The 24,641-nt window shown below is 43.2% G+C and carries 20 protein-coding genes; 7 read left to right on the forward strand and 13 right to left on the reverse strand.

What is annotated here, in order from left to right; translation table 11 throughout:
* Window positions 1-7: 7 nt before the first annotated feature.
* On the reverse strand, window positions 8-1,159 hold the full coding sequence (locus NMG48_RS01265) for an ABC transporter ATP-binding protein (protein WP_271253660.1): 1,152 nt from the start codon (window positions 1,157-1,159) through the stop codon (window positions 8-10).
* A 67-nt stretch (window positions 1,160-1,226) separates the two neighbouring features.
* On the reverse strand, window positions 1,227-1,616 hold the full coding sequence (locus tag NMG48_RS01270) for a GxxExxY protein (protein WP_271253661.1): 390 nt from the start codon (window positions 1,614-1,616) through the stop codon (window positions 1,227-1,229).
* 69 nt (window positions 1,617-1,685) lie between these two features.
* Here NMG48_RS01270 and NMG48_RS01275 point away from each other — a divergent pair, with 69 nt between their 5' ends.
* On the forward strand, window positions 1,686-2,882 hold the full coding sequence (locus tag NMG48_RS01275) for a class I SAM-dependent methyltransferase (protein ID WP_271253662.1): 1,197 nt from the start codon (window positions 1,686-1,688) through the stop codon (window positions 2,880-2,882).
* Window positions 2,883-2,988: 106 nt separating this feature from the next.
* Window positions 2,989-4,173 carry a response regulator transcription factor gene (locus NMG48_RS01280; protein WP_271253663.1) on the forward strand — a complete coding sequence of 395 codons (1,185 nt, stop codon included), beginning with the start codon at window positions 2,989-2,991 and terminating at the stop codon, window positions 4,171-4,173.
* 72 nt (window positions 4,174-4,245) lie between these two features.
* Here NMG48_RS01280 and NMG48_RS01285 read toward each other — a convergent pair whose 3' ends face one another.
* Window positions 4,246-5,130 (reverse strand): DUF455 domain-containing protein, encoded by an 885-nt coding sequence (locus tag NMG48_RS01285; RefSeq protein WP_271253664.1) that lies wholly within the window; start codon window positions 5,128-5,130, stop codon window positions 4,246-4,248.
* Window positions 5,131-5,220: 90 nt separating this feature from the next.
* On the opposite strand from NMG48_RS01285, the gene bioF reads away from it, so the two are divergent.
* Both bioF and NMG48_RS01295 read left to right on the forward strand, forming a co-directional pair.
* Window positions 5,221-6,387: an 8-amino-7-oxononanoate synthase gene (gene bioF, locus NMG48_RS01290; RefSeq protein WP_271253665.1), complete on the forward strand. Its 1,167-nt coding sequence runs from the start codon at window positions 5,221-5,223 to the stop codon at window positions 6,385-6,387.
* On the forward strand, window positions 6,369-7,526 hold the full coding sequence (locus tag NMG48_RS01295) for a GGDEF domain-containing protein (protein ID WP_271253666.1): 1,158 nt from the start codon (window positions 6,369-6,371) through the stop codon (window positions 7,524-7,526). The genes bioF and NMG48_RS01295 overlap by 19 nt, the downstream gene beginning before the upstream one ends.
* A 59-nt stretch (window positions 7,527-7,585) precedes the next feature.
* Here NMG48_RS01295 and pnp read toward each other — a convergent pair whose 3' ends face one another.
* Together pnp and NMG48_RS01305 are read right to left on the reverse strand one after the other, a co-directional pair.
* Entirely contained in the window at window positions 7,586-9,730 is a 2,145-nt protein-coding gene (gene pnp, locus NMG48_RS01300; protein ID WP_271253667.1) for a polyribonucleotide nucleotidyltransferase, read from the reverse strand.
* A gap of 252 nt (window positions 9,731-9,982) precedes the next feature.
* Window positions 9,983-10,228, reverse strand: coding sequence for a hypothetical protein (locus tag NMG48_RS01305; protein WP_271253668.1), 246 nt, complete (start codon window positions 10,226-10,228; stop codon window positions 9,983-9,985).
* Window positions 10,229-10,774: 546 nt separating this feature from the next.
* Here NMG48_RS01305 and NMG48_RS01310 point away from each other — a divergent pair.
* Complete coding sequence (locus NMG48_RS01310) at window positions 10,775-11,164, forward strand: universal stress protein (protein ID WP_271253669.1); 390 nt, start codon at window positions 10,775-10,777, stop codon at window positions 11,162-11,164.
* A 132-nt stretch (window positions 11,165-11,296) separates the two neighbouring features.
* On the opposite strand, the gene NMG48_RS01315 is transcribed toward NMG48_RS01310, so the two are convergent.
* From NMG48_RS01315 to NMG48_RS01330, 4 genes are all read right to left on the reverse strand, one after another.
* Complete coding sequence (locus NMG48_RS01315; RefSeq protein ID WP_271253670.1) at window positions 11,297-12,430, reverse strand: cysteine desulfurase family protein; 1,134 nt, start codon at window positions 12,428-12,430, stop codon at window positions 11,297-11,299.
* Between the two features lie 229 nt (window positions 12,431-12,659).
* The gene (locus NMG48_RS01320; RefSeq protein ID WP_271253671.1) at window positions 12,660-14,087 is read right to left on the reverse strand and encodes a hypothetical protein; all 1,428 of its coding nucleotides are present in this window, start codon (window positions 14,085-14,087) and stop codon (window positions 12,660-12,662) included.
* A 152-nt stretch (window positions 14,088-14,239) separates the two neighbouring features.
* Window positions 14,240-15,316: a PIN/TRAM domain-containing protein gene (locus NMG48_RS01325; RefSeq protein ID WP_271253672.1), complete on the reverse strand. Its 1,077-nt coding sequence runs from the start codon at window positions 15,314-15,316 to the stop codon at window positions 14,240-14,242.
* Between the two features lie 161 nt (window positions 15,317-15,477).
* Complete coding sequence (locus tag NMG48_RS01330) at window positions 15,478-15,879, reverse strand: pentapeptide repeat-containing protein (RefSeq protein WP_271253673.1); 402 nt, start codon at window positions 15,877-15,879, stop codon at window positions 15,478-15,480.
* Window positions 15,880-16,452: 573 nt separating this feature from the next.
* Between NMG48_RS01330 and NMG48_RS01335 the strand changes: the two genes are divergently transcribed.
* Window positions 16,453-16,803, forward strand: a complete 351-nt coding sequence (locus tag NMG48_RS01335) for a hypothetical protein (RefSeq protein WP_271253674.1) — start codon at window positions 16,453-16,455, stop codon at window positions 16,801-16,803.
* Window positions 16,804-16,838: 35 nt separating this feature from the next.
* On the opposite strand, the gene NMG48_RS01340 is transcribed toward NMG48_RS01335, so the two are convergent.
* The 3 genes from NMG48_RS01340 to NMG48_RS01350 all read right to left on the reverse strand — a co-directional run bounded on the left by NMG48_RS01340 (window position 16,839) and on the right by NMG48_RS01350 (window position 20,098).
* Window positions 16,839-17,342: a hypothetical protein gene (locus tag NMG48_RS01340; protein ID WP_271253675.1), complete on the reverse strand. Its 504-nt coding sequence runs from the start codon at window positions 17,340-17,342 to the stop codon at window positions 16,839-16,841.
* Complete coding sequence (locus NMG48_RS01345; RefSeq protein WP_271253676.1) at window positions 17,332-18,084, reverse strand: hypothetical protein; 753 nt, start codon at window positions 18,082-18,084, stop codon at window positions 17,332-17,334. The genes NMG48_RS01340 and NMG48_RS01345 overlap by 11 nt, the downstream gene beginning before the upstream one ends.
* Window positions 18,085-18,340: 256 nt before the next feature.
* Window positions 18,341-20,098, reverse strand: a complete 1,758-nt coding sequence (locus tag NMG48_RS01350) for a DMT family transporter (RefSeq protein ID WP_271253677.1) — start codon at window positions 20,096-20,098, stop codon at window positions 18,341-18,343.
* Between the two features lie 621 nt (window positions 20,099-20,719).
* On the opposite strand from NMG48_RS01350, the gene clpB reads away from it, so the two are divergent.
* Complete coding sequence (gene clpB / locus NMG48_RS01355) at window positions 20,720-23,395, forward strand: ATP-dependent chaperone ClpB (RefSeq protein WP_271253678.1); 2,676 nt, start codon at window positions 20,720-20,722, stop codon at window positions 23,393-23,395.
* 49 nt (window positions 23,396-23,444) lie between these two features.
* On the opposite strand, the gene NMG48_RS01360 is transcribed toward clpB, so the two are convergent.
* Window positions 23,445-24,632, reverse strand: coding sequence for a DNA double-strand break repair nuclease NurA (locus NMG48_RS01360; RefSeq protein ID WP_271253679.1), 1,188 nt, complete (start codon window positions 24,630-24,632; stop codon window positions 23,445-23,447).
* Between the last annotated feature and the right edge of the window lie 9 nt (window positions 24,633-24,641).

Raw genomic sequence — 24,641 nt, forward strand, 5'->3', positions numbered from 1 at the left:
GAGATCGCTACACCTTGCTATAGGGATGATGCAAAGTAACACCTGAATCAGCATCAAAGGCATAGAGCTTATGCAGTTCAAATCGCCAAAAACTGCGATCGCCAATTTGCCAATGATATTCCAAACTAGTATCGGCGGAAACCCTTGCTCTGATTTCACTATTAGCGAGTTTTAATAACACAATGGTTTCCGAGCCTAGCGCTTCGACTAGTTCGACAGTGCCTTCTAAATGGGCATTTTCAGCAGTTGTGGGTTGTAAATCTTCGGGACGGAAGCCGAGGGTAAAAGCACGATCGCGCCCAATTTGATTAATTGATAATTCATTAATGAAAATAGGCTGATGCAAACTCTCACCATGTAGGCTGCCATTACTATCGACCTGTACTGGCAGAAAATTCATCGGTGGTGAACCCATAAAGCCAGCCACAAAAACATTGGCAGGTTGGCGATAGATATTTAAAGGCGTATCCACTTGCTGAATGTCACCTTTGTTTAACACCACAATACGATCGCCCATCGTCATTGCTTCCACTTGGTCATGGGTCACATAGATCGTTGTTACTTGTAATTGCTTTTGTAACTGCACAATTTGCGATCGCGTATCACTGCGTAACTGAGCATCGAGATTTGATAGCGGCTCATCCATCAAAAAGACCTGAGGATTGCGGGCGATCGCTCGCCCGAGGGCAACCCGTTGTTTTTGTCCGCCCGATAGTTCCTTGGGTTTGCGGCTTAGTAAATGGGAAATTTGTAGAGATTCCGCAACCTGTTGTACTCTCTGATCGATTTCGGATTTTTGTTTTTTGCTGCTGGGCGATAGCCAAGCGAGGGGGTACAAATTGCGCGATCGCTGCCGTCTTAAACCAAAGGCAATATTGTTATAGACGGTCATGTGGGGATAAAGCGCATAGCTTTGAAATACCATCGCAATATCGCGGACTTTGGGTGGTAGGTGATTAATTTGGCGATCGCCCAGATATATGGAGCCGTCGGTTACTTCCTCTAAGCCAGCTATTAACCGCAATAATGTACTTTTGCCGCATCCTGAGGGACCTACCAAGACCAGAAATTCGCGATCGGCTACTTCTAGATCAATTTCTCGAAGAACGGTGTTTTCTGCAAATTTTTTGGTAACACCACATAGACGAACGGGAGCCATTTTGAATTTCCTTAAATTTTATTTTTGTTGGGGGGAGGGAACCACAGAGGCACTAAGACACTAAGGTTTAGAGGGCGATGCGTTTGATGCCGTCTTTGATGAGGGGGACATTGAAGTTGATTAGGAGTCCGAGGCGGTGTTTGGTGAGTTTGAGGTAGGTCATGAGTTGGGCAGTATGTACTGGCAAGACATATTCTACGGCTTTGAGTTCGACGATGACGCAGTTATTCACTAAGAGATCTAGACGAAATCCAGCTTCAAGCCTTATGCCGTCATAAATTACAGGAATCGGTACTTGTCGCTCCACCCTTATCCCCCTTTTCCTTAGCTCATGTTCCAAACAAATTTCATAAACACTTTCCAACAACCCAGCTCCTAACGTAGAATGCACCCGAAAAGCTGAATCCACAATCTCCTTAGCTACCTGATTCACCCCCTCCGAAATCGCCTCTCTCATAATCCCTTTGTGTCTCCGTGCCTTTGTGGTTTATATTCCTAAAATACCAAAATAATTTTAAAATTACCCATGTCCGATCCCAAAGTCAGCGAAGCCGTTGCCAAACTCTACAACACCTACCCCTTCCCACCAGAACCCCTCCTAGATGAGCCACCTCCCGGATATAACTGGCGCTGGAACTGGCAAGCTGCCTATAACTTCTGTACTGGACAAAAACCTACTAAAAATGATATTCGCGTTCTCGATGCGGGCTGTGGCTCAGGCGTAAGCACCGAATATCTTGTCCATCTCAATCCCGAAGCCCATGTTGTCGGTATTGATCTCAGTGAAGGAACCCTCGCTGTTGCCAAAGAACGCTGTAAAAGGTCAGGCGCAACCAGAGCAGAATTCCATCACCTCAGTCTATTTGATGCAGACCAATTGGAAGGAGAATTCGATCTAATCAATTCCGTAGGTGTTCTCCACCATACCGCCGATCCCATCCGTGGCATACAAGCATTAGCAAATAAGCTTGCCCCCGGAGGATTGCTGCATATTTTTGTGTATGGCGAACTAGGTCGTTGGGAAATTCGCTTGATGCAGGAAGCGATCACTTTATTGCAAGGTGATAAGCGTGGCGATTATGTCGATGGCGTGAAAATCGGTAGAGAAATATTTGCAAACCTACCTGAAACTAATGCACTCCGTCGTCGTGAAACTGAACGATGGGCAGCAGAAAATCAGCAGGATGCCTGTTTTGCGGATATGTATGTGCATCCCCAAGAGCTTAATTACAATGTGAATACGCTCTTTGAATTAATTGATGCTTCAGGTTTAGAATTTCTCGGCTTCTCCAATCCACAAGTATGGGATTTAAATCGCTTGATCGGCAAAGCCCCTGACTTAATTGAGCGATCGCAACATCTCACCGAGCGCCAACGCTATCGCCTCATCGAAGTTCTCGATCCGCACACAATTTCCCATTATGAGTTCTTCTTAGCCCGTCCACCACTTGAGAAGAAGACTTGGCAAGTTGATGCGGAATTACTCAGGGCCATTCCTGAACCAAGCCCCTGTATTTATGGCTGGCGCGATAGTTTACATTTCTTTGATTACAACTATCAGCTTGTTAAAATCAGCGATTCTGCTTGGAAGTTCCTGTTAGCAACTGATGACAATCAAAATAAAGGTCAAACTGTCGCACAGATACTAGAGTCCGTTGAGGCTACTTTAGAAGATGTACGATCGCTCCAGCAGCAACAAATTATCTTATTAACACCTCAGTAGATTGCAGCGCTTTGCGCTAAATTAAACTCCAAAGAAATTTTTGAAAGTGTGGCTCCGACACATTTTCAAAAATTTCTTTGTACTACTTAAAGCCTCAAGGCTGTATATGAAGATATTACTCATAGAAGAAGATGAAATCTTAATCGCTAATTTAACTAAACATCTCACCGCACATCATTACATCGTTGATGTAGTCAAAGATAGTGAAACAGCTTGGAGCTATGGTTCAACCTTTGAATATGACCTGTTTATCTTCGATATTACATCACAAAGTTTAAATGGAATTAATCTCTGCCATCGCTTTCGAGTAGAAGGCTATATGATGCCCATTCTGCTCATCACCGAAAATAGTAGTAAAGTCAAGATAAATGGACTAGATGCAGGCGCAGATGATTGTGTAGTCAAACCCTTTGATATGTCAGAATTAATTGCAAGAGTTCGCGCTTTATTGAGAAGGAGCAATGCCAGTTCGTTCCCTTTGTTAGTTTGGGGAGATTTACTACTCAATCCTAGTACCTGCGAAGTTTCCTATAATAGTCAGCCGCTAACACTAACCAATAAAGAATATGAATTATTAGAACTTTTGCTACGCGATAGCCAACACTTACTCAGTGCTGACGAAATTCTCGATCGCCTTTGGTCTTCCGATGATTTTCCTTCTGAGGCAACCGTGCGATCACATATTCGTCGCTTGCGTCACAAGTTAGTCCAAGCAGGCGCTCCCTCAGATTTTGTTGCTACCGTGCATGGGCGAGGCTATTACCTCAAAGCACCAGATAAGAGTCCAGATTTAGAATCAGCAAAAACATCACAGATTTCTAATTTACCTGACTTATCTGGCGTAGATTTCCCGTTAACCCCAATCGTCGCTAACTCATCGCTCTCATTCACCATCAAGCAACCTCAAGCCGCAATTAAATTAATGGTTGTTGATGATGATATTGACTATTTGCGATCGCTACCAGAGCTACTTGCACCTTGGGAATTTAAAGTTACGACCCTAGACGATCCACAGGAGTTTTGGTCAGTTTTAGAAGCCGTATTACCAGATGTTTTAGTCTTAGATGTGAACATCCCCCCCTTTGATGGAATAGAAATTTGTCAGGCTCTCCGTAGCTACCCTCAATGGCAACGTTTACCAGTTTTGTTTTTAAGCGCTGTAAGCGATCGGCATACGCAAAACCTAGCTTTTAGTGTCGGTGCTGACGACTATTTATGTAAGCCGATCTCAGGTATCGATCTGGCTAACCGTATTCGTAATCGACTACAAAGAATTAGTGCATATAAGTGAGAGACAGCACAAAGCACTGTCTCTCATATCAAGAAACTGCTCTATAGCAAATGGCGTTATCGTATTTGGAGATTAATAGGTTTTAGCCTTATTAGCAGCATCTTTAAGATTGCTATTAAAGAACATAGGAATGAACTTCTCAACAAAAGCAGAAGGATCTTTTTCCCATGCTTTCTTAAAGAGATCGATTCTAGTCTTTTGCAATTCAGCAGAGAACAATGTCTCAGGTAGTTGATCGAGCAGATATTGAGGGCGTTCCCATAGAGGAAGGGTATCTGCAATTTTTAACAAATTCTCAAGACGACGAACTTCTGCACCAGCGAGAACATCCATTTCTGATTCAAAGGCAGCTTGCTCGATCGCTACATATTTGCGTTTAGCCGCCTCGACTTTAGCGTGGTGAGCCTCACTCTTTTTGCTAATCTCAGCAAGCTTGCGATTGCCCCAACGCACATGGGCTGCCTCTTCAGGCAGGATTTTCTCAATGGTTTCACGGATTTTGACATTTTCGGGAGTCTGTTCCGCCTTCTTTAGAGAACGAATATGCGCGGCAAAATATTCACAACCACGCTTTTCCGCAACATTGATTCCAGCCAAGGCATCGATCACGAAGTCTTCGGGATCGGAAATTGGATATTTGCTCAAACGCGAAAATTCATCAATATACAAAGTTCCATCGGGTGTACCGATCTCCTCACCTAGATCGTAGAGTAAATCAGTCAACCATGCAGCATGACGGGCTTCATCAGATACGTGATGAGAAAGGTCTTGAATTAAATCACGAGGCTTGCCATCGAGGAATTCAATTAGTCCAGTCAAGTCTTTGCAGCTACGTTGTTCGCTAAAGCGATAGCGATTTAGCGTCTTCATGTGGATTTCACGCTGACGCACAACATTATCAAGGATATCTTCGGCGCTGAGTTGACCGCGAAATTTACGAGGATATGCAACAGTCATTTTTTAAACCTAGATGGATAATAGCGATAGGATAAACGGCACATACACCTATTTATCCTATAAAGATTTTAAACTGATTTGTAAAGAAGTGTGAAGACTGAACCTATATCTACTCCCTATGACTGGCTCGATCGCTCCTTAGACTCCATTCACAAAGCTAATTGGTATCGTTCTACGCAGACTATCACCAGCAAGGCAGGAACAATCGCCACCATTGATGGGCGCGAAATGCTGATGTTTGCCAGCAATAACTATCTAGGACTAGCAGGCGATCGCCGTTTGATTGAGGCTGCCATTAGCGCAACGGAAATCTACGGCACTGGCGCAACGGGATCACGCTTGGTAACGGGGCATCTTGCCCTACATGAAGAATTAGAAACAGCGATCGCCGATCTGAAAAATACAGAAGCAGCTTTAGTCTTTAGCTCTGGTTATTTAGCAAATTTGGGGACAATTTCGGCAATTGTAGGACAGAGGGATTTGATTTTAGGTGATGAATATAATCACTCCTGTTTAAAAAAAGGAGGGGTACTCAGTGGAGCAACCGCGATCGATTATCAACATCTAAATTTAGCTGACCTCACTGCTAAATTGCAGGATCATCGAGCTAAATATCGGCGTTGTTTGATTACTACCGACAGCGTATTCAGTATGGATGGCGACCTTGCACCATTACGAGAAATTATGGACTTAGCTAACCAATATGACTGTATGGTCTTAGTTGATGAGGCGCATGGTACGGGAGTATTTGGCGATCGCGGTGGCGGCTTGACAAATGCGTTAGGAATTCAGCAGAACTTAATCCAAGTGGGAACCCTCAGTAAAGCTTTAGGAAGTTTGGGGGGCTATGTCGCAGGCTCAGCAAAATTAATCGACTATCTCCGCAATCGAGCCGCAACTTGGATCTATACAACGGGACTCTCGCCTGCGGATACGGGTGCAGCGATCGCGGCAATTAATATCGTCATAACAGAAACTATTCGCCGTCAGCAGCTTTGGCAAAATGTGGAGACTGTGAAACAGGGTTTACAGGATTTGGGTATACAAGCGATCGCCTTAGATTCCCCAATTATGGCGATCGAAGTTGGCGATATCCCACAAACCCTGAAAATGGCTAAACACTTACGGGATAATGGAATCTTTGCCCCTGCCATCCGTCCGCCCACTGTTCCCACACCACGTATCCGCCTCACCTTGATGGCAAGCCATACTCTCAGCCAAATTCATTTTTTGATGCAATGTTTACAAGTTTGGTAAATCTTGACATTCAGACCATGATCTTCATGACTAGCCTTGATGCGATGTTGCAAGTATCAATGCTCGTCTTTTTATGCTTTTTGGTAAATCAATATCGAGGCATTAAAACCTATACAATCGGCAAAATTTTTACAATATCGAGCTATTTCATCACTTTCAGCAAAGTTTTTCCAGTATCTGCCACATTAATTACTGCTGGGCTATTCCTCTTAATGGGTAGTTGTATTACATGTATCGCTATAGCTCAATTTACTGGTCAAAAAATTAAGTTCCATTACTTTCTCCTATTCAATCTTCTATTTATCGGAATTCAATCATATTTTGTAATTTTCCAAGATATTTTTCTATTCAAAACTATTACCCAATCAGTTTTTCAGATCGCAATCTTTGCCCTATCTATTTACTATTTGCGATCGCATTCCCATACAAGTTTTGTTGGCTCAGCTAGATTTATGGTGAGCATTATGGCTGGTTTAATACTGTCATTAATAGCCAGAATTATCATCCTGATTCAGAATCCACCTGAAAATCTATATGCACATACCGAGATTAATTCCGCCTCATTACTCATCATTTTTATCTTCACTTTTTTGATGACGGCTGGTTTTATCATGATGGTATGCCAGAGGCTCTATTACGATTTACATCAGGCAGCTAATACTGACGTACTAACTCATCTGCTCAATCGCAGGGCAATGATGCAGAAACTTGAGAAAGAAATCAATCATTTCTATCGTAGCGATCGCCCTTTTGCCATTATCTTGATCGATGTTGATTTTTTTAAGCGCGTTAATGATGTTTATGGACATGATGGCGGTGATACAGTTCTCATGCACCTTGCCCAGATTCTACAAACAAAAATGCGGCATATTGATTCGGCTAGTCGTTGGGGAGGGGAAGAGTTTTTGATTTTGTTACCTGATACGACACTCTATAAAGCGCAGGAAATTGCCGAGCGATTACGCTCCTACATAGAAGCTAACCCCACCCAATCCAATATTCAAATCACCATTAGTTTAGGAATAGCCGTAATTCGTCAGCATGGGAATTCTTTAGAAAGCTTAATTACGGCTGCGGATCATGCTTTATATGAAGCCAAAAGAACTGGGCGTAATCGTGTAGTTGTTGCCCAAGCATAAAGAAAGGGAGGTAAAGCCTCCCTTTCTTTATGCTTTTTGCACCTAAAATGCTATCGGAATTATGCGTTAGTTGCGGCGGCTGCACGAGCAGCGGCTGCCTCATCGGGATGAATACCCAGACGAGTGAGATTAAAGCGTCCACGACTATCAACTTCGCGGATTTTAATCAGGACTTCATCACCAACGGCAACTTCATCTTCGACTTTGCCAACCCGTCCTTCGGCAAGTTGCGAGATATGCACCATTCCTTCCTTTCCAGGGAGAAACTCAACAAATGCGCCAATGGGAATGATCCTTGTGACTTTGCCCAGATAGACATCACCTGAACCGACGCGACGAGTCATATTTTCGATAATGCGTTTCGCCTTGAGCGCACCTTCACCACTCATCGAGGAGATCATGACCGTGCCATCATCTTCGATATCAATCTTGGCTCCCGTTTCTTCGGTGATACCCTTGATATTTTTACCTCCAGGTCCAATGATCATGCCGATTTGTTCAGGATCGATGCGAATGGTCAGCAAGCGTGGTGCATAGGGAGAAAGTTGAGGTCTTGGTGCAGGCAGAATTTCCAGCATTTTTGACATGATATGAGCGCGACCAGTTTTTGCTTGAGTGATCGCCTCACGCACGGTACTCATGGAGATGCTAGTAATCTTCATGTCCATTTGCAGAGCAGTGATACCAGTATCTGTACCAGCTACTTTGAAGTCCATGTCACCTAGAAAATCTTCGATACCTTGAATGTCAGTCAAGATACGAACTTCTTCACCTTCTTTGATTAAGCCCATCGCCACACCACTAACGGGTTTAGAGATAGGAACACCTGCATCCATCAAGGCAAGGGTTGACCCACAGACGGAACCCATTGAGGTTGATCCGTTGGAGGATAAGACTTCAGAAACTACACGCAGAATGTATGGGAATTCAGACTTTGATGGTAGTACAGGCAACAGGGCGCGTTCGGCTAAGGCTCCGTGACCAATTTCGCGACGACCGGGAGATCGCATTGGTCTTGCTTCACCCACTGAGTAAGGAGGGAAGTTGTAGTGGTGCATATAGCGTTTTTTCGCATCAGGATGCAAATCGTCCATTTCCTGAGCATCTCCGGGGGTGCCAAGGGTAGCGATCGATAACACCTGTGTCAAACCACGATTAAATAAGCCACTGCCATGCACACGAGGTAATACGCTTACTTCTGTCCAGATGGGGCGCACTTCATCGAGCTTACGTCCATCAATTCGCACGTTCTGCTCGATCACCTGCAAACGCATCAACTTTTTGGTGAGTTCCTTATAGATGGCACTCACCACTTTTTTGTCCGCAGCAAGCTTGATTGGATCTTCATCGGGCAATGCAGCGATCGCTTCTAACAGCTCAGCTTTGATCGCATCAAGGTTAGCATCACGGACATTACGATCCTTTTCACAGCTAGCAACTACTTCAGCAACTTTATCCTTGACGGTATCAGCAATAAAGTTTTCTAGAGTCGGATCAGTTTCAGGGGCTGTGAGGTCGGGAGGGGCAATTCCTAGCTCTTGGAGCAAATCAAGTTGTGCCTTGATCAGCTCTTGCACTGCTTCATAACCAAAGTCGATCGCCTCGATCATGTCGGCTTCAGGCAATTGATTAGCCCCAGCTTCCACCATGATGATCCCTTCGGCAGTACCAGCTACAACCAGATCCAGATCACCTGCTTCAACTTCAGCATAGGTGGGATTGATAATAAATTCATCACCGACTAGTCCCACTCTTACCCCTGCCATAGGTCCCATAAAGGGTAGTCCTGCAATTAGTGCCGCCAATGACGCACCAGTTACCGCTAAGACATCGGGGGGGACTTTTTCATCGATCGCCATGGTTGTAGCAACGATCTGGATATCATCACGCAACCAATTGGGGAATAAAGGACGCATGGGGCGATCGATCAACCGACAGATCAATGTTGCTTTTTCAGGCGGTCTACCTTCACGACGCAGGAATCCACCAGGAATACGTCCTGCAGCATATAAACGCTCTTCGTAATCTACAAGGAGGGGTACAAAATCTACACCTTCACGAGCAGGACCTCTGGTCGCTGTCACTAAAATTGCGGTTTCCCCACACTGGACTAATACTGAGCCACCAGCTTGAGGTGCAAACGTGCCAATTCTTAATTTAATTTCCCTGCCATAAAAAGGGATAATTTTTGTTACGGCATCCATCTATAATCTTCTTCCGTTTTGACTTTTTTCTCTTTATATATCTCGCAATGTTAGCACTGATGTAGTAAAGTCTGTCGCTTGCAGTCGAGAAAGTAGATAGCAACGCAAAGTACACCTATCTACTTTCTAGTAGCAGTTCTTACGCTGATATAGATAATGAAAAAACTGTAAACCAAGACAAATCTAGGTTTTACGATTTTCAAATTGTCTACGACAATTTGAAAATCGTGATCATGACTCGATAAATATTTATTAACGTTTGTCAGACTGCATCTGAATTAATAAACGTTTAATTAACATGATTGCCGTCTGCTTTATAGAACTTAATAATTGGCGAATTCCGCCAAAGCTTCCCATCATTTTCCAGATAAATACAACCCAATGCCAACCCTTAATGATTTCTCCCCAGAGAGTAATCTTTTCAGGGGTAATGACTTCTGCGTCAGGTTTAGCAGCTTTAGCTTCATCTGAAGTATTGAAGTTTGATTGCTGAGTCATAATTTTGCTCTCATTTACTTGATTGCTACAGAGATCTGTAATTTGTTGTGGTAGATATACCTATCACAACCACAGGTAATATTTCGACAAAATGTAGTCATTTTGTCCAGCCAGAAACCAACCCTCACTCAATAAGAGATCTTTCAGTAGTAATATTGCTCTTCGCAGAGTAAGAGACATGATCACTAGCAAGGGTTTGAAAGTCTAACAAGGCGACATTCTGAGATTGGGTAATAGCGCTTTCAAGCAAGCGAGGTACAGGGGGTTGTGTCCCCGTGACACAACCCTCTACTTTCCTAGATTGGTATACGCTATAAGTAGCATTATCTAAGTGTTCGCGGATCTCGTAAAGCTAGGTACGTCCCAAAACCAGGAAGGAGATGCGGCAACTCTTATTTTCTTGGTTTTACATCCAAAGTTGCCAACATGTTAAAAATTAAGAAAATTAAATCTTTGCAGCCTCTTAGTTATTAAAATGAAATAAAGAGAATAAAAATTTCTCAAATTCCAAATTTGTTGTCCGAATTGCAGTGTTAGGTAGGAATTATGTTTAAAACTGTTTTATTTCCTTTAAACAGAAGTCAAGAAACCCGCCAAGCTGTAGCCGTTGCGATCGATATAGTCCAGAAATATCACGCGCAACTATATATACTGTCGGTTACTGAGCATGATGCCAATGATAGCGATCGCACTTCATCCCAAGATTTGATTGAAGAAGTAAAGACTTATTTTGCAGAAGTCGGCATTTCCATCCAAACAAAGATAGCTGAGGGAAAAGCTGCTTTTGTAATTTGTGATTTTGCTGATGAAATTAACGCTGATTTAATTGTTATGGGTTCAAGGGGAGCGAGTTTGACCGAAGAGCATCCTGATGAAAATAGCGTCAGTCAAAAAGTGATCAATCTATCACCCTGTCCTGTTTTAGTTGTGCCATAAAATTTTGGGTAGTCCTAAAAAGGAAAGGATTTATTGTGGTAAGGATGGGCGGCGCTTCGCGCCGCCCATCCTTACCTATTTAGCACTACCAAATTTTGAAAGGGTTGCAAGCAACCCTTTCAAAATTTCAAGTTAATAGCGACTCAAAATTTGATGGATAGCTAATGCTGTCCACTCAACATCAGCTTCAGTCGTAGATTTACCGAGGGTGATGCGAATACTATTTCTTGCTGCTGACTCGGTATAGCCCATTTCTAATAGGATCTGACTTGGCTCGATCGCTCCACTACTACATGCCGAACCAGAACTAATCGCGATGCCTGCGTAATTTAGTTCGCGCACAAGGCGACGACCATCGAGATATTGATGATAAAAGCTGAGATGATGGGGTAATCTCTCTTTACTGCCTGTGGCAATGAGATCGGGAATATCATCGAGTAGAGCATAGAGGTGATCGCGTAATTTTTTGAGCCGTTGAGCTTCATTAACTAATTCTTTTTCAGCTAGCTCGGCGGCAAGACCAAGCCCTGCGATCGCCGCGACTGCTTGCGTACCAGATCGATAACCCCGTTCCTGCCCACCACCTAAATTGAGGGGAACTAGTGATTGCTTTTTAATAATTAGGGGATGAATATATAGCGCTCCGATTCCCTGAGTGCCATAAAACTTATGCGCTGAGAGGGATAACAAATCAACTGGTAAGGTCTGCATATTGAGATGCATCTTCCCAACTGCTTGGACTGCATCGGTATGGAAAAAGACGTTGGCATTACGACAAATTTGTCCTAGTTTCTCAATTGGTTGAATTGTGCCAACTTCATTTTGGGCGGTAATTACTGACACCATTACAGTGTTAGGACGTAGCGATCGCTCTAAATCCTGAGGAGATACCTTGCCTTCGCAATCGACTGGTAATCGTGTAATTTCCCAACCATGCTGCTCAAGATACTGAGCAGGTAAACGTATTGCCGAATGTTCAACTGAGGAGATGATCATGTGCTGTGGTGTTTGATATTGCCGTGCAATCCCCATCAAAGCCATGTTGTTCGACTCTGTACCACCTGACGTAAAAATTATGCCTTCAGGCTCGGCGTTCAGTAAACTTGCTACTTGCAAGCGGGCGCGTTCGATCACCATAGTTGAACGTTCACCCCACCAGTGGAGGCTAGAAGGATTGCCCCATTGAGATCGCATTACTTCTGTCATGAGGTCAATGACTTCTGGTCGCGCAGGGCTGGTAGCACCATGATCTAGATATATTTGCATAAATCAATTTTAGCGGTTTGTTGAGTACGCCTAAGCAACGGAGAAAGTAACAACAATATTTCTAAGAACCAGATTTTTTATAGCGAGGCAAAGCCTCGCTATAAAAAATCATTTCCTTCATGTTTGAGAAGTTCCCCCCTCTAACTCCCCTTTGGGGAGGATTTGAGTTTCCCCCCTTGTAAGGGGGGATAAAGGGGGGTAAAACAAGCTTCTATATAGGGTTCTATGTTTAGTAATTGTTATTCCAAAGAGGAGTGCGACGAACAAAGGCGAAGATACAAATCCCAACGCCAATACCTAGCCAGCCACATATCAGAGTTAGCAAAGGCAATGATTGATTTAATGTGACCAGAGTGGAGGTTTTGCTTATAGTTTGTGTAGCCAGAAAAGCGCTAATCAGTAAAATTGCTGTGCCGATTTCCCAAGGTTGCAACTGATTGTGGGGATAATTTGGGCGATCGCTTTGGAGACTATTAGTTGCAACTAATTTCAAAACAAATCTAGCGATCACAGGGCTAACGATGCAAACACCAAGCCAAGCAATCACACTACCGACCAGTTGGGTAGTAATCGGAAAAATTAGTAAAATCAAACTACCAATAATCGTAAAAGCGGTTCCTGCTAAGATGCCTGCTCCTTGTGGTAATAGCACATGGGCTAGACCTAAACTATCGCTCTCAGTTTCCTGTTTTGCTAGATGAAATTCTTCCCTTAGGGTTTGTCCTAGAGGATCATTTTCACTGGATTCTTCTTTGATTTGACCAGTTAACATTGTCATAGCTAAAGGCAGCGTAATCTCACTATTACCACCTGTTAGCTGCATCCAGCTCAATTCACCATTCGCTTCTTGTAATTTCACAACCGATAGGCGGGAAAAGGGACGTAAATCAATCACATATTCCGCCGCTACACCCCACAGACCGCTAAAGCTGAGATGCAAAATCTTTTCAGTCGATCGCAATTGTGCGTACCATGTAAAAAAACCCGTCAAGCCTGTCATTGTACAAACTATGGCTGCGATCGCCCGAACCCAGCTAGGGAAATCGAGCATTGTCCAAAAGAACAAACCTAATAGAATTAACACCAAACTATTAAATTGCCGTGGTTGCTGCGCTAATGAAGATGGACTAATCAAAACGGTTTGATCTGAATAGGTAACAACATTCAACGATTCAGCATTGGTGACTTCTAAAGCTTGCAGATTATTGGCAACTGCCAATTTTGACTTTGTAGATCGCAGCATCATGGCACTGGAGATACCCGTAAAAATTGCCGCAGGTAAAACCCACCAAATTGCCACAAAAGATTGCCCAACAGTTACAGAATAATTACTACTCGCTACCAGCAAAACTAACCAATAACTAGTAATCACAAGGCATTGACATTGGGAAAATTCATAGTCAGCATTTTGACGACATACCTCAACAACTGACTTAGCTGCATAGATCCCAACTAAAAATCCCGCTAGTAAAAGTAACCCTGCGATCGCTAAGAAGCTCGGCTCATTCGTCCGCACTAATTTGGAGATCGCCACTAACAGCATCAAAATTCCTGCAATACCAAAATTAGCAGAGATTGGATAAGTCGCCTGTCGCCAGCCCCAGCCAACTTTACCCGATACCAATTGTCGCTGTGAGTGAGAAGGCGAAACTTGCATAGGCGAGTAAATTGGTTGTTGATAGTTGGGATCGGTTATCGAGATAGGTTATTGGGGATTAGTTTTCCTTTTTACTGTCCCCTTTTTACTTAAAGGCTTCTACTTAAAAGTTTGTTTTACTTAAAAGCTGAATTGAAAGGCTGAATTGAAAGCTATACAGTGGCGATCGCTTCGTGACGGGCAAAGATCATCCGACCTGCGGAGGTTTGCAAAGCACTAGTGACAATCACAATGATTTGTTTACCGAGATACTCACGACCTTCTTCAATTACTACCATTGTGCCATCTTCAAGATAGCCGATACCTTGCGATGCTTCTTTCCCTTCCTTCAGCACCTTGATTTCTAGGGCATCTCCGGGCAGGTAAGTTGGGCGCAAAGCTTGGGCAAGATCATTAATGTTTAAAACTTCAACCTGTTGCAAATTGGCAACTTTGTTGAGGTTATAGTCATTGGTAATCAAGGTGCAACTGAGTTCTTGCGCGAGGCGTACTAACTTAGCATCAACAGTATGCAAATCTTCATAATCTGCTGAGTGAATCGTGATGCGATCGCTATATTGCTCACGCATATTATTGAGAATATCAAGTCCCCTTCTGCCCCTTACCCGTTTTTGATCGTTAGAGCTATCAGCGATCGTCTGTAATTCTTGGATCACAAAATGTGGAATTAATAACTGTCCCTCTAAAAATCCCGTTTCCATTAAAGTTTGAATACGTCCATCAATGACGGTGCTAGTATCCAAAACCTTGGCACTGGCAGTTCGCAGGGTTCCATCAGCCAGCAAGCTACTTTCTACATTATTGGGATTAATCAAACGCAACAAAGCACGTCCATGGGTATCAGAAAGCGTCATTCCCGAATAGGCAAAGATAATGCTCACCAAAATTGCGGTGAGAGGCTTAATAAATGTAAAGTCATCGGAAATCGGAATCAAAAATAATGGCGCTAGCATCAAGTTAGCAACCAATAGACCAAATACTAAGCCAACGGCTCTGCCCAAAATTGTCTCAATCGGCAAAGCTCGCACATTTGCCTCAATGCGGCGATAGGTATTTTGGACTACTAACCCTGCTACTAGCCCAACAAATGAGCCAACTCCAAGAGTTACCCAACGAAAATTTTGGACATTGATATTAGCCAGCGTATCCGATGGCAAGAAATCGATGCCATGGAAGCCAGTGCCTGCTCCCGCAAGAATGAATGTGAAGATGATAATAGCGTCAATCATAGGGCGGAACTCCGCTTAGACGAATAAATATAAGGGTATGAGATCAACAAATAATTTCTAGCCTATCGCTTTAATTGAGTTTTCGGTGATACTCTTCCAACTTTCTCAATCCTTTGCATACAATTCTACACAACTACTTCAAGGATTGTTTCAATCCTTGGCTATTTTGCTGGTTTAGGACAACCTTCGCTAGATTTTTGACCGTCAGGCATAATTGCGCCACAAAAGTTAGTCTCTGACATATAGGCTCCTGTCAGATCTGCCCCTGTGAGATCAGCACCTCTTAGATCAGCTTGATCTAAAATTGCGCCAATAAGATTCGCTTCTCGCAAATCAACAAGTTTGAGATCCGCAGAAAATAGATTGGCATTGCGTAAACTTGCACCTCTCAGGTTCGCAAAACTTAATTTCGCACGTACCAGATCGCAGCCATCACAGGATCGCGTTTGCAAAACTTGACGGATTTGATTGGGATCGGCAAAGGCTGATTCTGCATAGCTAAACGTCGCGATCGCCCCGATTAGTCCTGAAATTATCAAGCAGGAATTAATAAAAGGTTTCATAGTTGATCTCTTAGTTATCCAAGTAGGTTATCCAAGTAGCTGGGCGGAATTAAATATAAAATATAAAATCCTAAAACCTTTAGGGCACGCCCATTGTGCGCTAAAGGTTTTAGCTTTATTTTTTAATTATACCTAGCTACTCAGTTAGTTATTTCGGTCGTTTTTTAGATTAAGGATAATCCACGCAAAATACGGACAAAATGCCAGTGAGCATAGAGTTTTATGTAGATGTTTTGGGCGGAGCTACCTTGTATTAGATGATTTATATATTGCTCCAACAACATCCTAAGTGATGACTTTAGCAGGGTAATTTTGCAAATCACGATGGAATGCGATCGCAATCACAAGAGGTGATAGCTGACATCACTGGCAATCATTGTAAAAAGTTTGATGATGTTGTTATTGAGTTAATCGCTCATGGGTAAAGTTCACCCAGTCGATTGAGTTGATAGTAGGAAGTCGCAATCATAACTTCTGCTGGAAAATTCAATCATAGAAGTTGAGCTTTAGGATTTTGGTTTTGATTTATCAATTTCATTGAACGCAGTTAGAGAAAGTAGCATCGAGGCAGTTATGAAAAATACTTTTGTCGCCACATTATTAGCCATTTCGGGTTTCGCTATTTCAGGGCTTGCTCTTGCCACACCAGCCAATGCCCAAACAGCAATTATTGCTGCTCTCTATCAAAATCCCACCACTTCTCAAACCGAAGTACGTTACAACAGTACTGAGGCTAACTCAAATCAAATCATCGTTGCTGTCAATACTAGTCCTGAAGTACTCACAATTACGGAAAACCTCATGTTTGGCAATAGCTATGATCGCATCGTCACCATGAATCACGCAGAAAATTTAGCTTGTATGGTCAATGGCAAAGGTTCGACTGATGGCGCTGTAATGTGTGGTTTGATTGACCACGAATAACTAAGAAGGGACGTCAAGCGTCCCTTCTTAGTTATCTAGGCAATGTTAGCGTTATTTTTAATTTCATTGAGTTTTTGTAAACCAAACTGAGCACGTTTAATTTGTTTTTCGCATAATTCCTCAATATCGGTACGCCCAATTTCAATGCCATGTTGCGTATCCGTAGAACGATCAAAAAACACGATGCTATCTACCTGTTTCATACCTATTAAGCGAAACAGCATATCAATGACGTTATATTCGCCACATTCAAGATTTTCATCATTTAATTTCAAACGATCAATATTTGCAGGTGTGCGATCGCAATAGGCATAAATTGTAGTTTTCTCGATTTCAGGATTATCGTGATTGCTTAGAGGTGTCAGTAACCAACCACCCTCAATATCTTGAATTACGAAATAAATTGTATGTTTTAGATTTTGAGCAATTACCTTCAGTACTGAGGCAATTAAGCTCACAGCACTAGCAGTTTCCTCATCGGGCGTGCTTTGTACTAGTAAAGCGACTTGGCGATCGAGAATTTGATCTTTAGTTAGCATTATTGATCTTTAAATTGACATTGTGAGCAGATCTTTTGAGGGCAGGTTTAAGCGTATTGGTTTCTAGTGCCTCCAAAGTCTCAAAGATTGCCTCGCGCATCGTTACTTCTGTTTCACGGTTTAGCAAAAGCTGACAACAATCGGCGATCGCCCGTTCTTGAGCAGCAGGCAAAGGATTTGCTTGGATGTATTGAGTGATTTGTTTAATAGCAATCAATCGGGCAAGATCATCATTCACCGTCAGTTGAGTAACTAGCTGATCAAAGTTGTCCTGTTGACGCTGTAACCATTGGCTAAATGCTTGACGCGCTAACAGTGCGAAAACTCCTAAAGTGGCAATGAGCTGCAAAATACTAGCTGAAGCTAACCAATGATTTTCTTGAGTTGCCCAGAGTGTAAGTATGGTATAGGTCAAAAAAACTGTCACAGTGCCGCTAGCAACCGATAGAGGCAAATGGCGATAGGGACTTTGGAGGAATTTCTGGACTCGCCATAAAATCACATTCCAGTTCCAGTCCTGCACAACATAAATCGCGATCATTGCCACGATCCCTGCACTAGTAGCCGCAATTAACTGCCAATTCCACACTAGCAACAGCACCAAAAAAATCGCTAATAAAGCCCATACTGGCAATCCCTGCTCCCGTGAAAGTACACGAAAAAGCGATCGCAGCAATTGCTGAGATTGCGAAGTCGTTGTTGAAGTTGTTTCTTGCTCTTGAAAGCGAAAGTCTTTAACCACTGTTTATCCCTAAGGACTCTAATAGCTACTTTACAGGATTTTAATCCCAAAAATATAGAGTATATAGAGTGAGTACTTGCCACTCACCATTATCAACATTATTTTTTATTTGATGTAATTTCGACGAAAGCTTGCAAAATTTGCAATTCCAGAATCAAAAGCCTTGCTAAGCAAGGATTTTGATTCTGGAATTTAAGAGAGGGTTTGCGTAGCAGACCCTCTCTTAAAGCGAGTTTTAAATTATCCCGATCTCGATTTATTTAGCGGTCTTTTTATACATATTCTGAAGACTAAGTAGTCCCACACCGCCTGTAACTAGAAATACTCCAAATAACTGAATCGGGCTTAGTTTATCTCCCAAAACCGTGAATGCTAAAAACGTGGTAAATACAGGTCCACTAGCACTCACAATCGAAGCCTGAGCTGCACCCATTAACTTTGTACCAAAGCTGGTCAGTAAGTATCCGCCCAAAGTAGTTAAAGCGACTAGGAAGCACATGAACACCAATGAGCCATTTAGGGAAATTGATGACAAAGTAAAAGGTATAGTCCCAATACATAGGAGCAAGATGATTGCAAAATTGATCGATGTAAATGAAACAGGATTCAGTTGTTTGAAACAGGCCTGTGAGGTGATGATATATCCTGCAAAAGCGATACCTGAAATCATTGCAGCAATTACGCCCCATGTGTCAGGCTTATTCGCTCCGAAGATGTTGTAGGTTAGCATGATCCCCGCATAGATGATCCCAATCACAATCCAACGCTCTTTGCTGGGGCGCTCGCCTAACAACAACCAAGCCATTAATACCGTAACAGTTGGGAAAATGAAGAATAGGGTAACAGCAAGTCCGGGATTCAAAATGCCTAAAGCTACATAAATAAATGCAAAGGAGGCAAACTGTAATAAAGCGCTAAAGGCAACTCGACGAAATAGCGATCGCCGAGTGGGATGAAGTAATTGTTGGAAATCGCGAAATACATCTACTCGAAATATTACTTTGGCTACCATCCACATAATTGGTGTGGCAAATGCCATTCTTAGCAACAACAACATAAAAGAGTTGGGGACAGAAGCCTTAATCAATCCACCAAATTGAAAAAGCCCCAAAATATTTGAGTTTGAGAAAATTACCCTCACCAAAATATTTTGCAAGGATAAAACTACCGAAGCGCACAACACCAAAACAAATCCAAACCACCAATCATTAAGACGTTTGGTTGGTTGCGCTAGGCTGGGTTCAGGGACTGGCGATTCAAAAGATTGAGTAGGATCGTCTGTATAGGGGCGCGTGTCATTGGGGTTATATTGCCGAAATTGACTACTGCTGTTATTAAATGTCGGAACCTGAATTTGACTGTAATTGCCATTGCCATTAGATCGGACAGGTTCTGTGCTGTTTACATTAGTACCCATCGCCCCCGCAAAGCCAGATGTCCCTGTAAAGTTAACTGGTGGATTTCCCCCTACATTTCCTCCATAGCGATCGGCTGAAGATCGTCGTAAATATTCATCAATTCTTTCTACAAGGGCAGACAGCATCAGTTCGCCCTGTTGCCTCTGGGTATACATTCTCTGCATTTGATCATCGAGATCACGCTGATAGGTATCTACATCTCGTTGCAAAGACTGAAATGTAGTGCGGATAGCACTATCAAGGTTGAGCATTAGCTGCTCGAAGTTTTGCGAATGATCGCTAAGAACTTGGGAATTAGTAACAACCACATCATTTTTAAGGTGATAGGTGATCGCTTGAGCAAGTTGCTCAATCCATTGCTGACGCTGGATTTCCTGTTGATTCATCCCCTGTTGTGCAACGGTTAACACTTCTAGCTCTTTACGTTGAGACTGGAGACGATGAATGTCATCGGTAAGAGCATTTTTTTGGGCTTGTAAAATTAAAATCTCACGACTGAGCTTGCCCAAGATATTTGCCCGCAGATCTGACAAGTCCTTGGTGACACCCGCAAGGGTCTGCTCGTAAGAACTACTACGAATATTATTGTTCTCCATTTAAGAAATCACCTCGTAACAATGCCATCTGAAATAACGCTAGGGACTATGGTTGGCACTAATTTTTTAATTGGCTTAACTTGGTTGCGTCTAGTTTGCGAACTTTATAACACTAATTTGAGCATCTGGCATATTTTGTTTTGTTTGTTGTTCGTGAAAGTAGATACCAGACTTAGGGAATTAGCAAATCGCTAACAGCCATATAGCAATCCTAAATGGGTTGTAGAAGCGCACCCCTTCGGGGTGCGCTTCTACAACCCTCAAAAATCCACAAATGATCTAGGACTGCTATATCCATATATTTGGAGTCTAGGGTTCAGCGATTTAATAAGGAATAGATTTTTTATGGCGCGACGAAACTATGCCACAAAAAATCTATTCCTTATTTTCCTGCGAGTCCCTCAGCTCTTTTTTGGCTGACTATTGCCGTTGTTGGTAGTCCTAAAAAAGGAAAGGATTTATATGGTAAGGATGGGCGGCGCGAAGCGCCGCCCATCCTTACCTATTTTTAGCACTACTACCGTTGTCAATGGGGTTTTATAGGCTTTGGCGATAATGTAAACTTATTTTAACTAAACACTTATTAGTCCTCATCACTGAATCCTGCTGTAACCAAAGCCAATGCAACCAACTGATCCGAAAAAATTTACTGAAAAAGCATGGGAAGCGATTGTTAAATCGCAAGAGGTCGCGAGACGATCGCAACATCAGCAACTCGAAGTTGAGCATTTAGTAATGGCACTCTTGGAGCAGGAAGAGGGCTTGACAACGAATATATTCACTGCGATGGCAGTGCCAATGGCAAGGGCGCGGCGACAGGTCGAGGAGTTTTTGCGCCGACAGCCGCGTGTGGCAAGTCCAGAACAGTTGTACTTAGGACGTAGCTTAGAGGTGTGGCTCGATCGCGCTGAGGAAAGTCGAAAGAGCTTTGGTGATGACTTCATGGCGATCGAGCATATGCTAATCGGATTGGCGGATGACGATCGCCTCGGTAAGCGTTTATATCGCGATTTGAGTATCGATCGCAAAAAATTAGAAGAAACGATTAAAGCGGTTCGCGGTAGTCAGACAATTACAGATCAAAATCCTGAAGCTAAGTATGCAGCTTTAGAGAAATATGGACGAGATCTGACTGAACAAGCGAAAGAAGGCAAGCTTGACCCTGTGATTGGTCGTGATGATGAAATTCGGCGAGTCATGCAGGTGCTATCTAGACGTACAAAAAACAATCCTGTATTAATTGGCGAACCGGGGGTAGGGAAAACAGCGATCGCCGAAGGATTAGCCCAACGCATTATTCGAGGTGATGTTCCTGAATCCCTCAAAGACCGTACAATTATCAGCCTTGATATGGGTTCTCTAATTGCAGGAGCCAAATATCGTGGTGAGTTTGAGGATCGCCTGAAGGCAGTCCTTAAAGAAGTTCTCAATTCCGATGGCAAAATTGTGCTGTTTATTGATGAGTTACATACGGTTGTGGGGGCGGGAGCCACGCAACAGGGGGCAATGGATGCAGGGAACTTGCTTAAACCAATGTTAGCGCGAGGGGAATTACGTTGTATTGGTGCGACCACCTTGGACGAATATCGCCAGTATATTGAGAAAGATGCAGCTTTAGAACGACGCTTTCAACAAGTTGTTGTCGATCAGCCCACAGTAGAAGATACGATCTCAATTTTGCGCGGACTCAAAGAACGCTATGAAGTTCATCATGGGGTGAGTATTTCTGATTCGGCACTCGTAGCAGCAGCAACCCTGTCTAATCGCTATATTACCGATCGCTTTCTGCCAGATAAGGCGATCGATCTCGTTGACGAATCGGCAGCAAAGCTAAAAATGGAAGTAGATTCACGACCATTGGAACTCGATGAAATTGATCGCCGCCTAATGCAACTGGAAATGGAAAGACTCTCCTTGCAAAGAGAGGGTGGTTCTACGCCCATCGAACGTACCGAATCTGAAGGTAAAGTAGTCTATAAAACCAAGAGTGGTAAAGCAGTCCAAGATCGCCTTGATCGCCTTGACAAGGAAATGAATGAGTTGCGTGATCGCCAAATTGCCCTTGATGATCGTTGGCAACAGGAAAAAGATACCATTGATAATCTGCGAACTCTGAAAGAGCAGATCGATCAAACCAAGCTACAAATTGAACAGGCAGAACGGGAATTTAATCTTAATCGGGCAGCAGAACTGAAATATGGTAAGTTGACGGAACTAGAGAAAAATCTCGATGAAGCTGAGTTAGAACTGAATCGTGCAAGGGCGGATGGTTCGATTTTATTCCGTGAGCAAGTTACTGAAGATGATATTGCCGAAATCGTGGCACGCTGGACAGGGATTCCGCTTAAGAAATTATTGCTATCAGAACGTCAGAAATTACTGACGCTAGAAACGCATCTGCATGAGCGCGTAATTGGTCAAGAGGAAGCCGTAAGCTCGGTAGCATCGGCAATTCGTCGCGCCCGTGCAGGGATGAATGATCCTAATCGCCCCCTTGGTTCATTTCTGTTTTTAGGTCCAACGGGTGTTGGTAAAACGGAACTAGCCCGCGCCCTTGCTGAATTTTTGTTTGATTCCGATAGCTCAATGGTACGCATTGATATGTCGGAATATATGGAAAAACATTCCGTATCGCGCTTAATTGGTGCGCCCCCTGGTTATGTAGGCTATGAAGAAGGCGGGCAATTCTCCGAAGCAGTACGTCGCCACCCTTACTCTGTAGTACTTTTCGATGAGGTCGAAAAGGCTCACCCCGATGTATTTAACATTCTCTTGCAAGTGCTTGACGATGGACGTATTACCGATAGTCAAGGACGCTTAGTCGATTGTAAAAACACTGTCATCATCATGACCAGTAATATTGGTAGCGATCGCATTCTCGAAGTATCCAAGGACTTGCCTACGGAGAGCGATGGTGACTCACGCTATGACGAAATGCGCGATAAAGTCCTAGATGTTCTTCGCAATCATTTCCGTCCAGAATTTCTGAATCGGATTGATGAAACGGTGATTTTCCATGCGTTGCGCCGTAACGAGATTCGCTCGATCGCCACGTTGCAAATTAAACGTATTGAGAATAGATTAAGCGATCGCAAGATCTCCCTCAATTTAAGCGAAGAAGCAAAAGACTACATCGCAAATATTGGCTATGATCCCTCCTATGGCGCACGTCCGCTAAAACGAGCAATCCAAAGGGAAATTGAGAATCCGATCGCTACCAAAATCCTTGAAGGAATATTCGGAGAAGGTCAGACAATTTCCATCACTGTAGAAGATGAAAAGTTAGTTTTCAATTAACATCCATTTTGCGCTATTTGCGCCGTGCGAAGCACGGCACAAATGGCTATTATGCAATACTGCTGCGTTTGCGGGACTCTTTATAAGATGTCGTGATATTGCGTAAACCAGACTTCACCATTTGTTGTTCTAAAATCGCAAAAAAACGACGGCGATCGCTACCTGTGACAACTGCCTGATTATGGGCTTCTGCAAGCACTACAGGATAGCCATAGCCCTTTTGTACCTGTGCGAGAATAATTTGCAAAGCTTGCGATCGCATTTCAGGATCAAGGGCAGTCCATGCAGGCATCTCGATTCTGGCGATTTCTGTGCCCACATGGAGATAGCAAAAATAAATCTGATGTTCGCCATATTCCTGTAAAATCCGTGCCTGACTTTTCCAGAGAGGACTACATTCTCCGACTTTTAATAAGCGACTCCATAATGTACCATCCCGCAGAGGTTGAATTTGGCTACAGGGAGCAGAATCTAGTGGCTTAGTAGAACAATGAGTATGACAATCAGGCTGCTCAAAAGGACAAATTTGCAAGCGCAAAAAATTAGTCGCTTCCGCCGCACGAGGAGCGCTGATATAGCCTGCTAGGGGAATCCGTTGAGATTTTAAGTCGTCCCACGCAGCGAGAATATCTAGCAAAAGTTGCGATCGCGCATCGGCGGGAATCTCATCAAGCTCCCAATGGACTAAGGCTCCATCGCTAAAAGCTAGCATTGGTGACTGAGGATAACTCCCAATTGTGGCGATCGCTAAATTGGCTAATGCAACATTCTCGGCAACAGTGCGTTTGAGGGTCATCCATTGCTCTGTCTGAATTCCCCATTGACGAGCTTTATAGAGATCTTCAGTTTTATAAAAGACTTCAGGAACATTATCGAGTAAGGGATAGATGCCAGAATTATAGTAAATGGCAACTCGACCAATATTAATCAAATAGCAATAGGCAATTTCATGTCGGCTAGGGGCAATCTGTGAGCCATCGGTGGCAAGAACAATATGTGGTGTGGTTATGGGAGATATAGATTGAATTTGTCCCAGAGGTTCAACAGGCTCCGCGCAATTAAATATGAAGCGATCGCGCAGGATTTCACTATGTTGACAAAGATTAGCTTGGTTTGCAGTGGCTTGATGGAATATGGTTTCAGCGCGATCAAGTTTGCCTGTCAATTGCTGAGCCTCCTTCTGCAATTGTTCAGACATCCCTTGCATCTGTCCCATCAATTTCTGTAAATCCAGCATAGTTACCTA

It is taken from the genome of Pseudanabaena sp. Chao 1811 (assembly GCF_027942295.1).
GTDB lineage: Bacteria > Cyanobacteriota > Cyanobacteriia > Pseudanabaenales > Pseudanabaenaceae > Pseudanabaena.

Excerpts from the sequence above, each read along its gene's own strand:
- NMG48_RS01310 (WP_271253669.1), top strand. The coding sequence starts at position 10,775 with ATGTTTAAAACTGTTTTATTTCCTTTAAACAGAAGTCAAGAAACCCGC.
- NMG48_RS01280 (WP_271253663.1), top strand. The coding sequence starts at position 2,989 with ATGAAGATATTACTCATAGAAGAAGATGAAATCTTAATCGCTAATTTA.
- NMG48_RS01330 (WP_271253673.1), bottom strand. The coding sequence starts at position 15,879 with ATGAAACCTTTTATTAATTCCTGCTTGATAATTTCAGGACTAATCGGG.
- NMG48_RS01360 (WP_271253679.1), bottom strand. The coding sequence starts at position 24,632 with ATGCTGGATTTACAGAAATTGATGGGACAGATGCAAGGGATGTCTGAA.
- NMG48_RS01305 (WP_271253668.1), bottom strand. The coding sequence starts at position 10,228 with ATGACTCAGCAATCAAACTTCAATACTTCAGATGAAGCTAAAGCTGCT.
- NMG48_RS01265 (WP_271253660.1), bottom strand. The coding sequence starts at position 1,159 with ATGGCTCCCGTTCGTCTATGTGGTGTTACCAAAAAATTTGCAGAAAAC.
- NMG48_RS01315 (WP_271253670.1), bottom strand. The coding sequence starts at position 12,430 with ATGCAAATATATCTAGATCATGGTGCTACCAGCCCTGCGCGACCAGAA.
- NMG48_RS01320 (WP_271253671.1), bottom strand. The coding sequence starts at position 14,087 with ATGCAAGTTTCGCCTTCTCACTCACAGCGACAATTGGTATCGGGTAAA.
- NMG48_RS01340 (WP_271253675.1), bottom strand. The coding sequence starts at position 17,342 with ATGCTAACTAAAGATCAAATTCTCGATCGCCAAGTCGCTTTACTAGTA.
- clpB (WP_271253678.1), top strand. The coding sequence starts at position 20,720 with ATGCAACCAACTGATCCGAAAAAATTTACTGAAAAAGCATGGGAAGCG.
- NMG48_RS01285 (WP_271253664.1), bottom strand. The coding sequence starts at position 5,130 with ATGACTGTTGCATATCCTCGTAAATTTCGCGGTCAACTCAGCGCCGAA.
- NMG48_RS01295 (WP_271253666.1), top strand. The coding sequence starts at position 6,369 with ATGTTTACAAGTTTGGTAAATCTTGACATTCAGACCATGATCTTCATG.
- NMG48_RS01270 (WP_271253661.1), bottom strand. The coding sequence starts at position 1,616 with ATGAGAGAGGCGATTTCGGAGGGGGTGAATCAGGTAGCTAAGGAGATT.
- NMG48_RS01350 (WP_271253677.1), bottom strand. The coding sequence starts at position 20,098 with ATGGAGAACAATAATATTCGTAGTAGTTCTTACGAGCAGACCCTTGCG.
- pnp (WP_271253667.1), bottom strand. The coding sequence starts at position 9,730 with ATGGATGCCGTAACAAAAATTATCCCTTTTTATGGCAGGGAAATTAAA.
- NMG48_RS01325 (WP_271253672.1), bottom strand. The coding sequence starts at position 15,316 with ATGATTGACGCTATTATCATCTTCACATTCATTCTTGCGGGAGCAGGC.
- NMG48_RS01335 (WP_271253674.1), top strand. The coding sequence starts at position 16,453 with ATGAAAAATACTTTTGTCGCCACATTATTAGCCATTTCGGGTTTCGCT.
- NMG48_RS01275 (WP_271253662.1), top strand. The coding sequence starts at position 1,686 with ATGTCCGATCCCAAAGTCAGCGAAGCCGTTGCCAAACTCTACAACACC.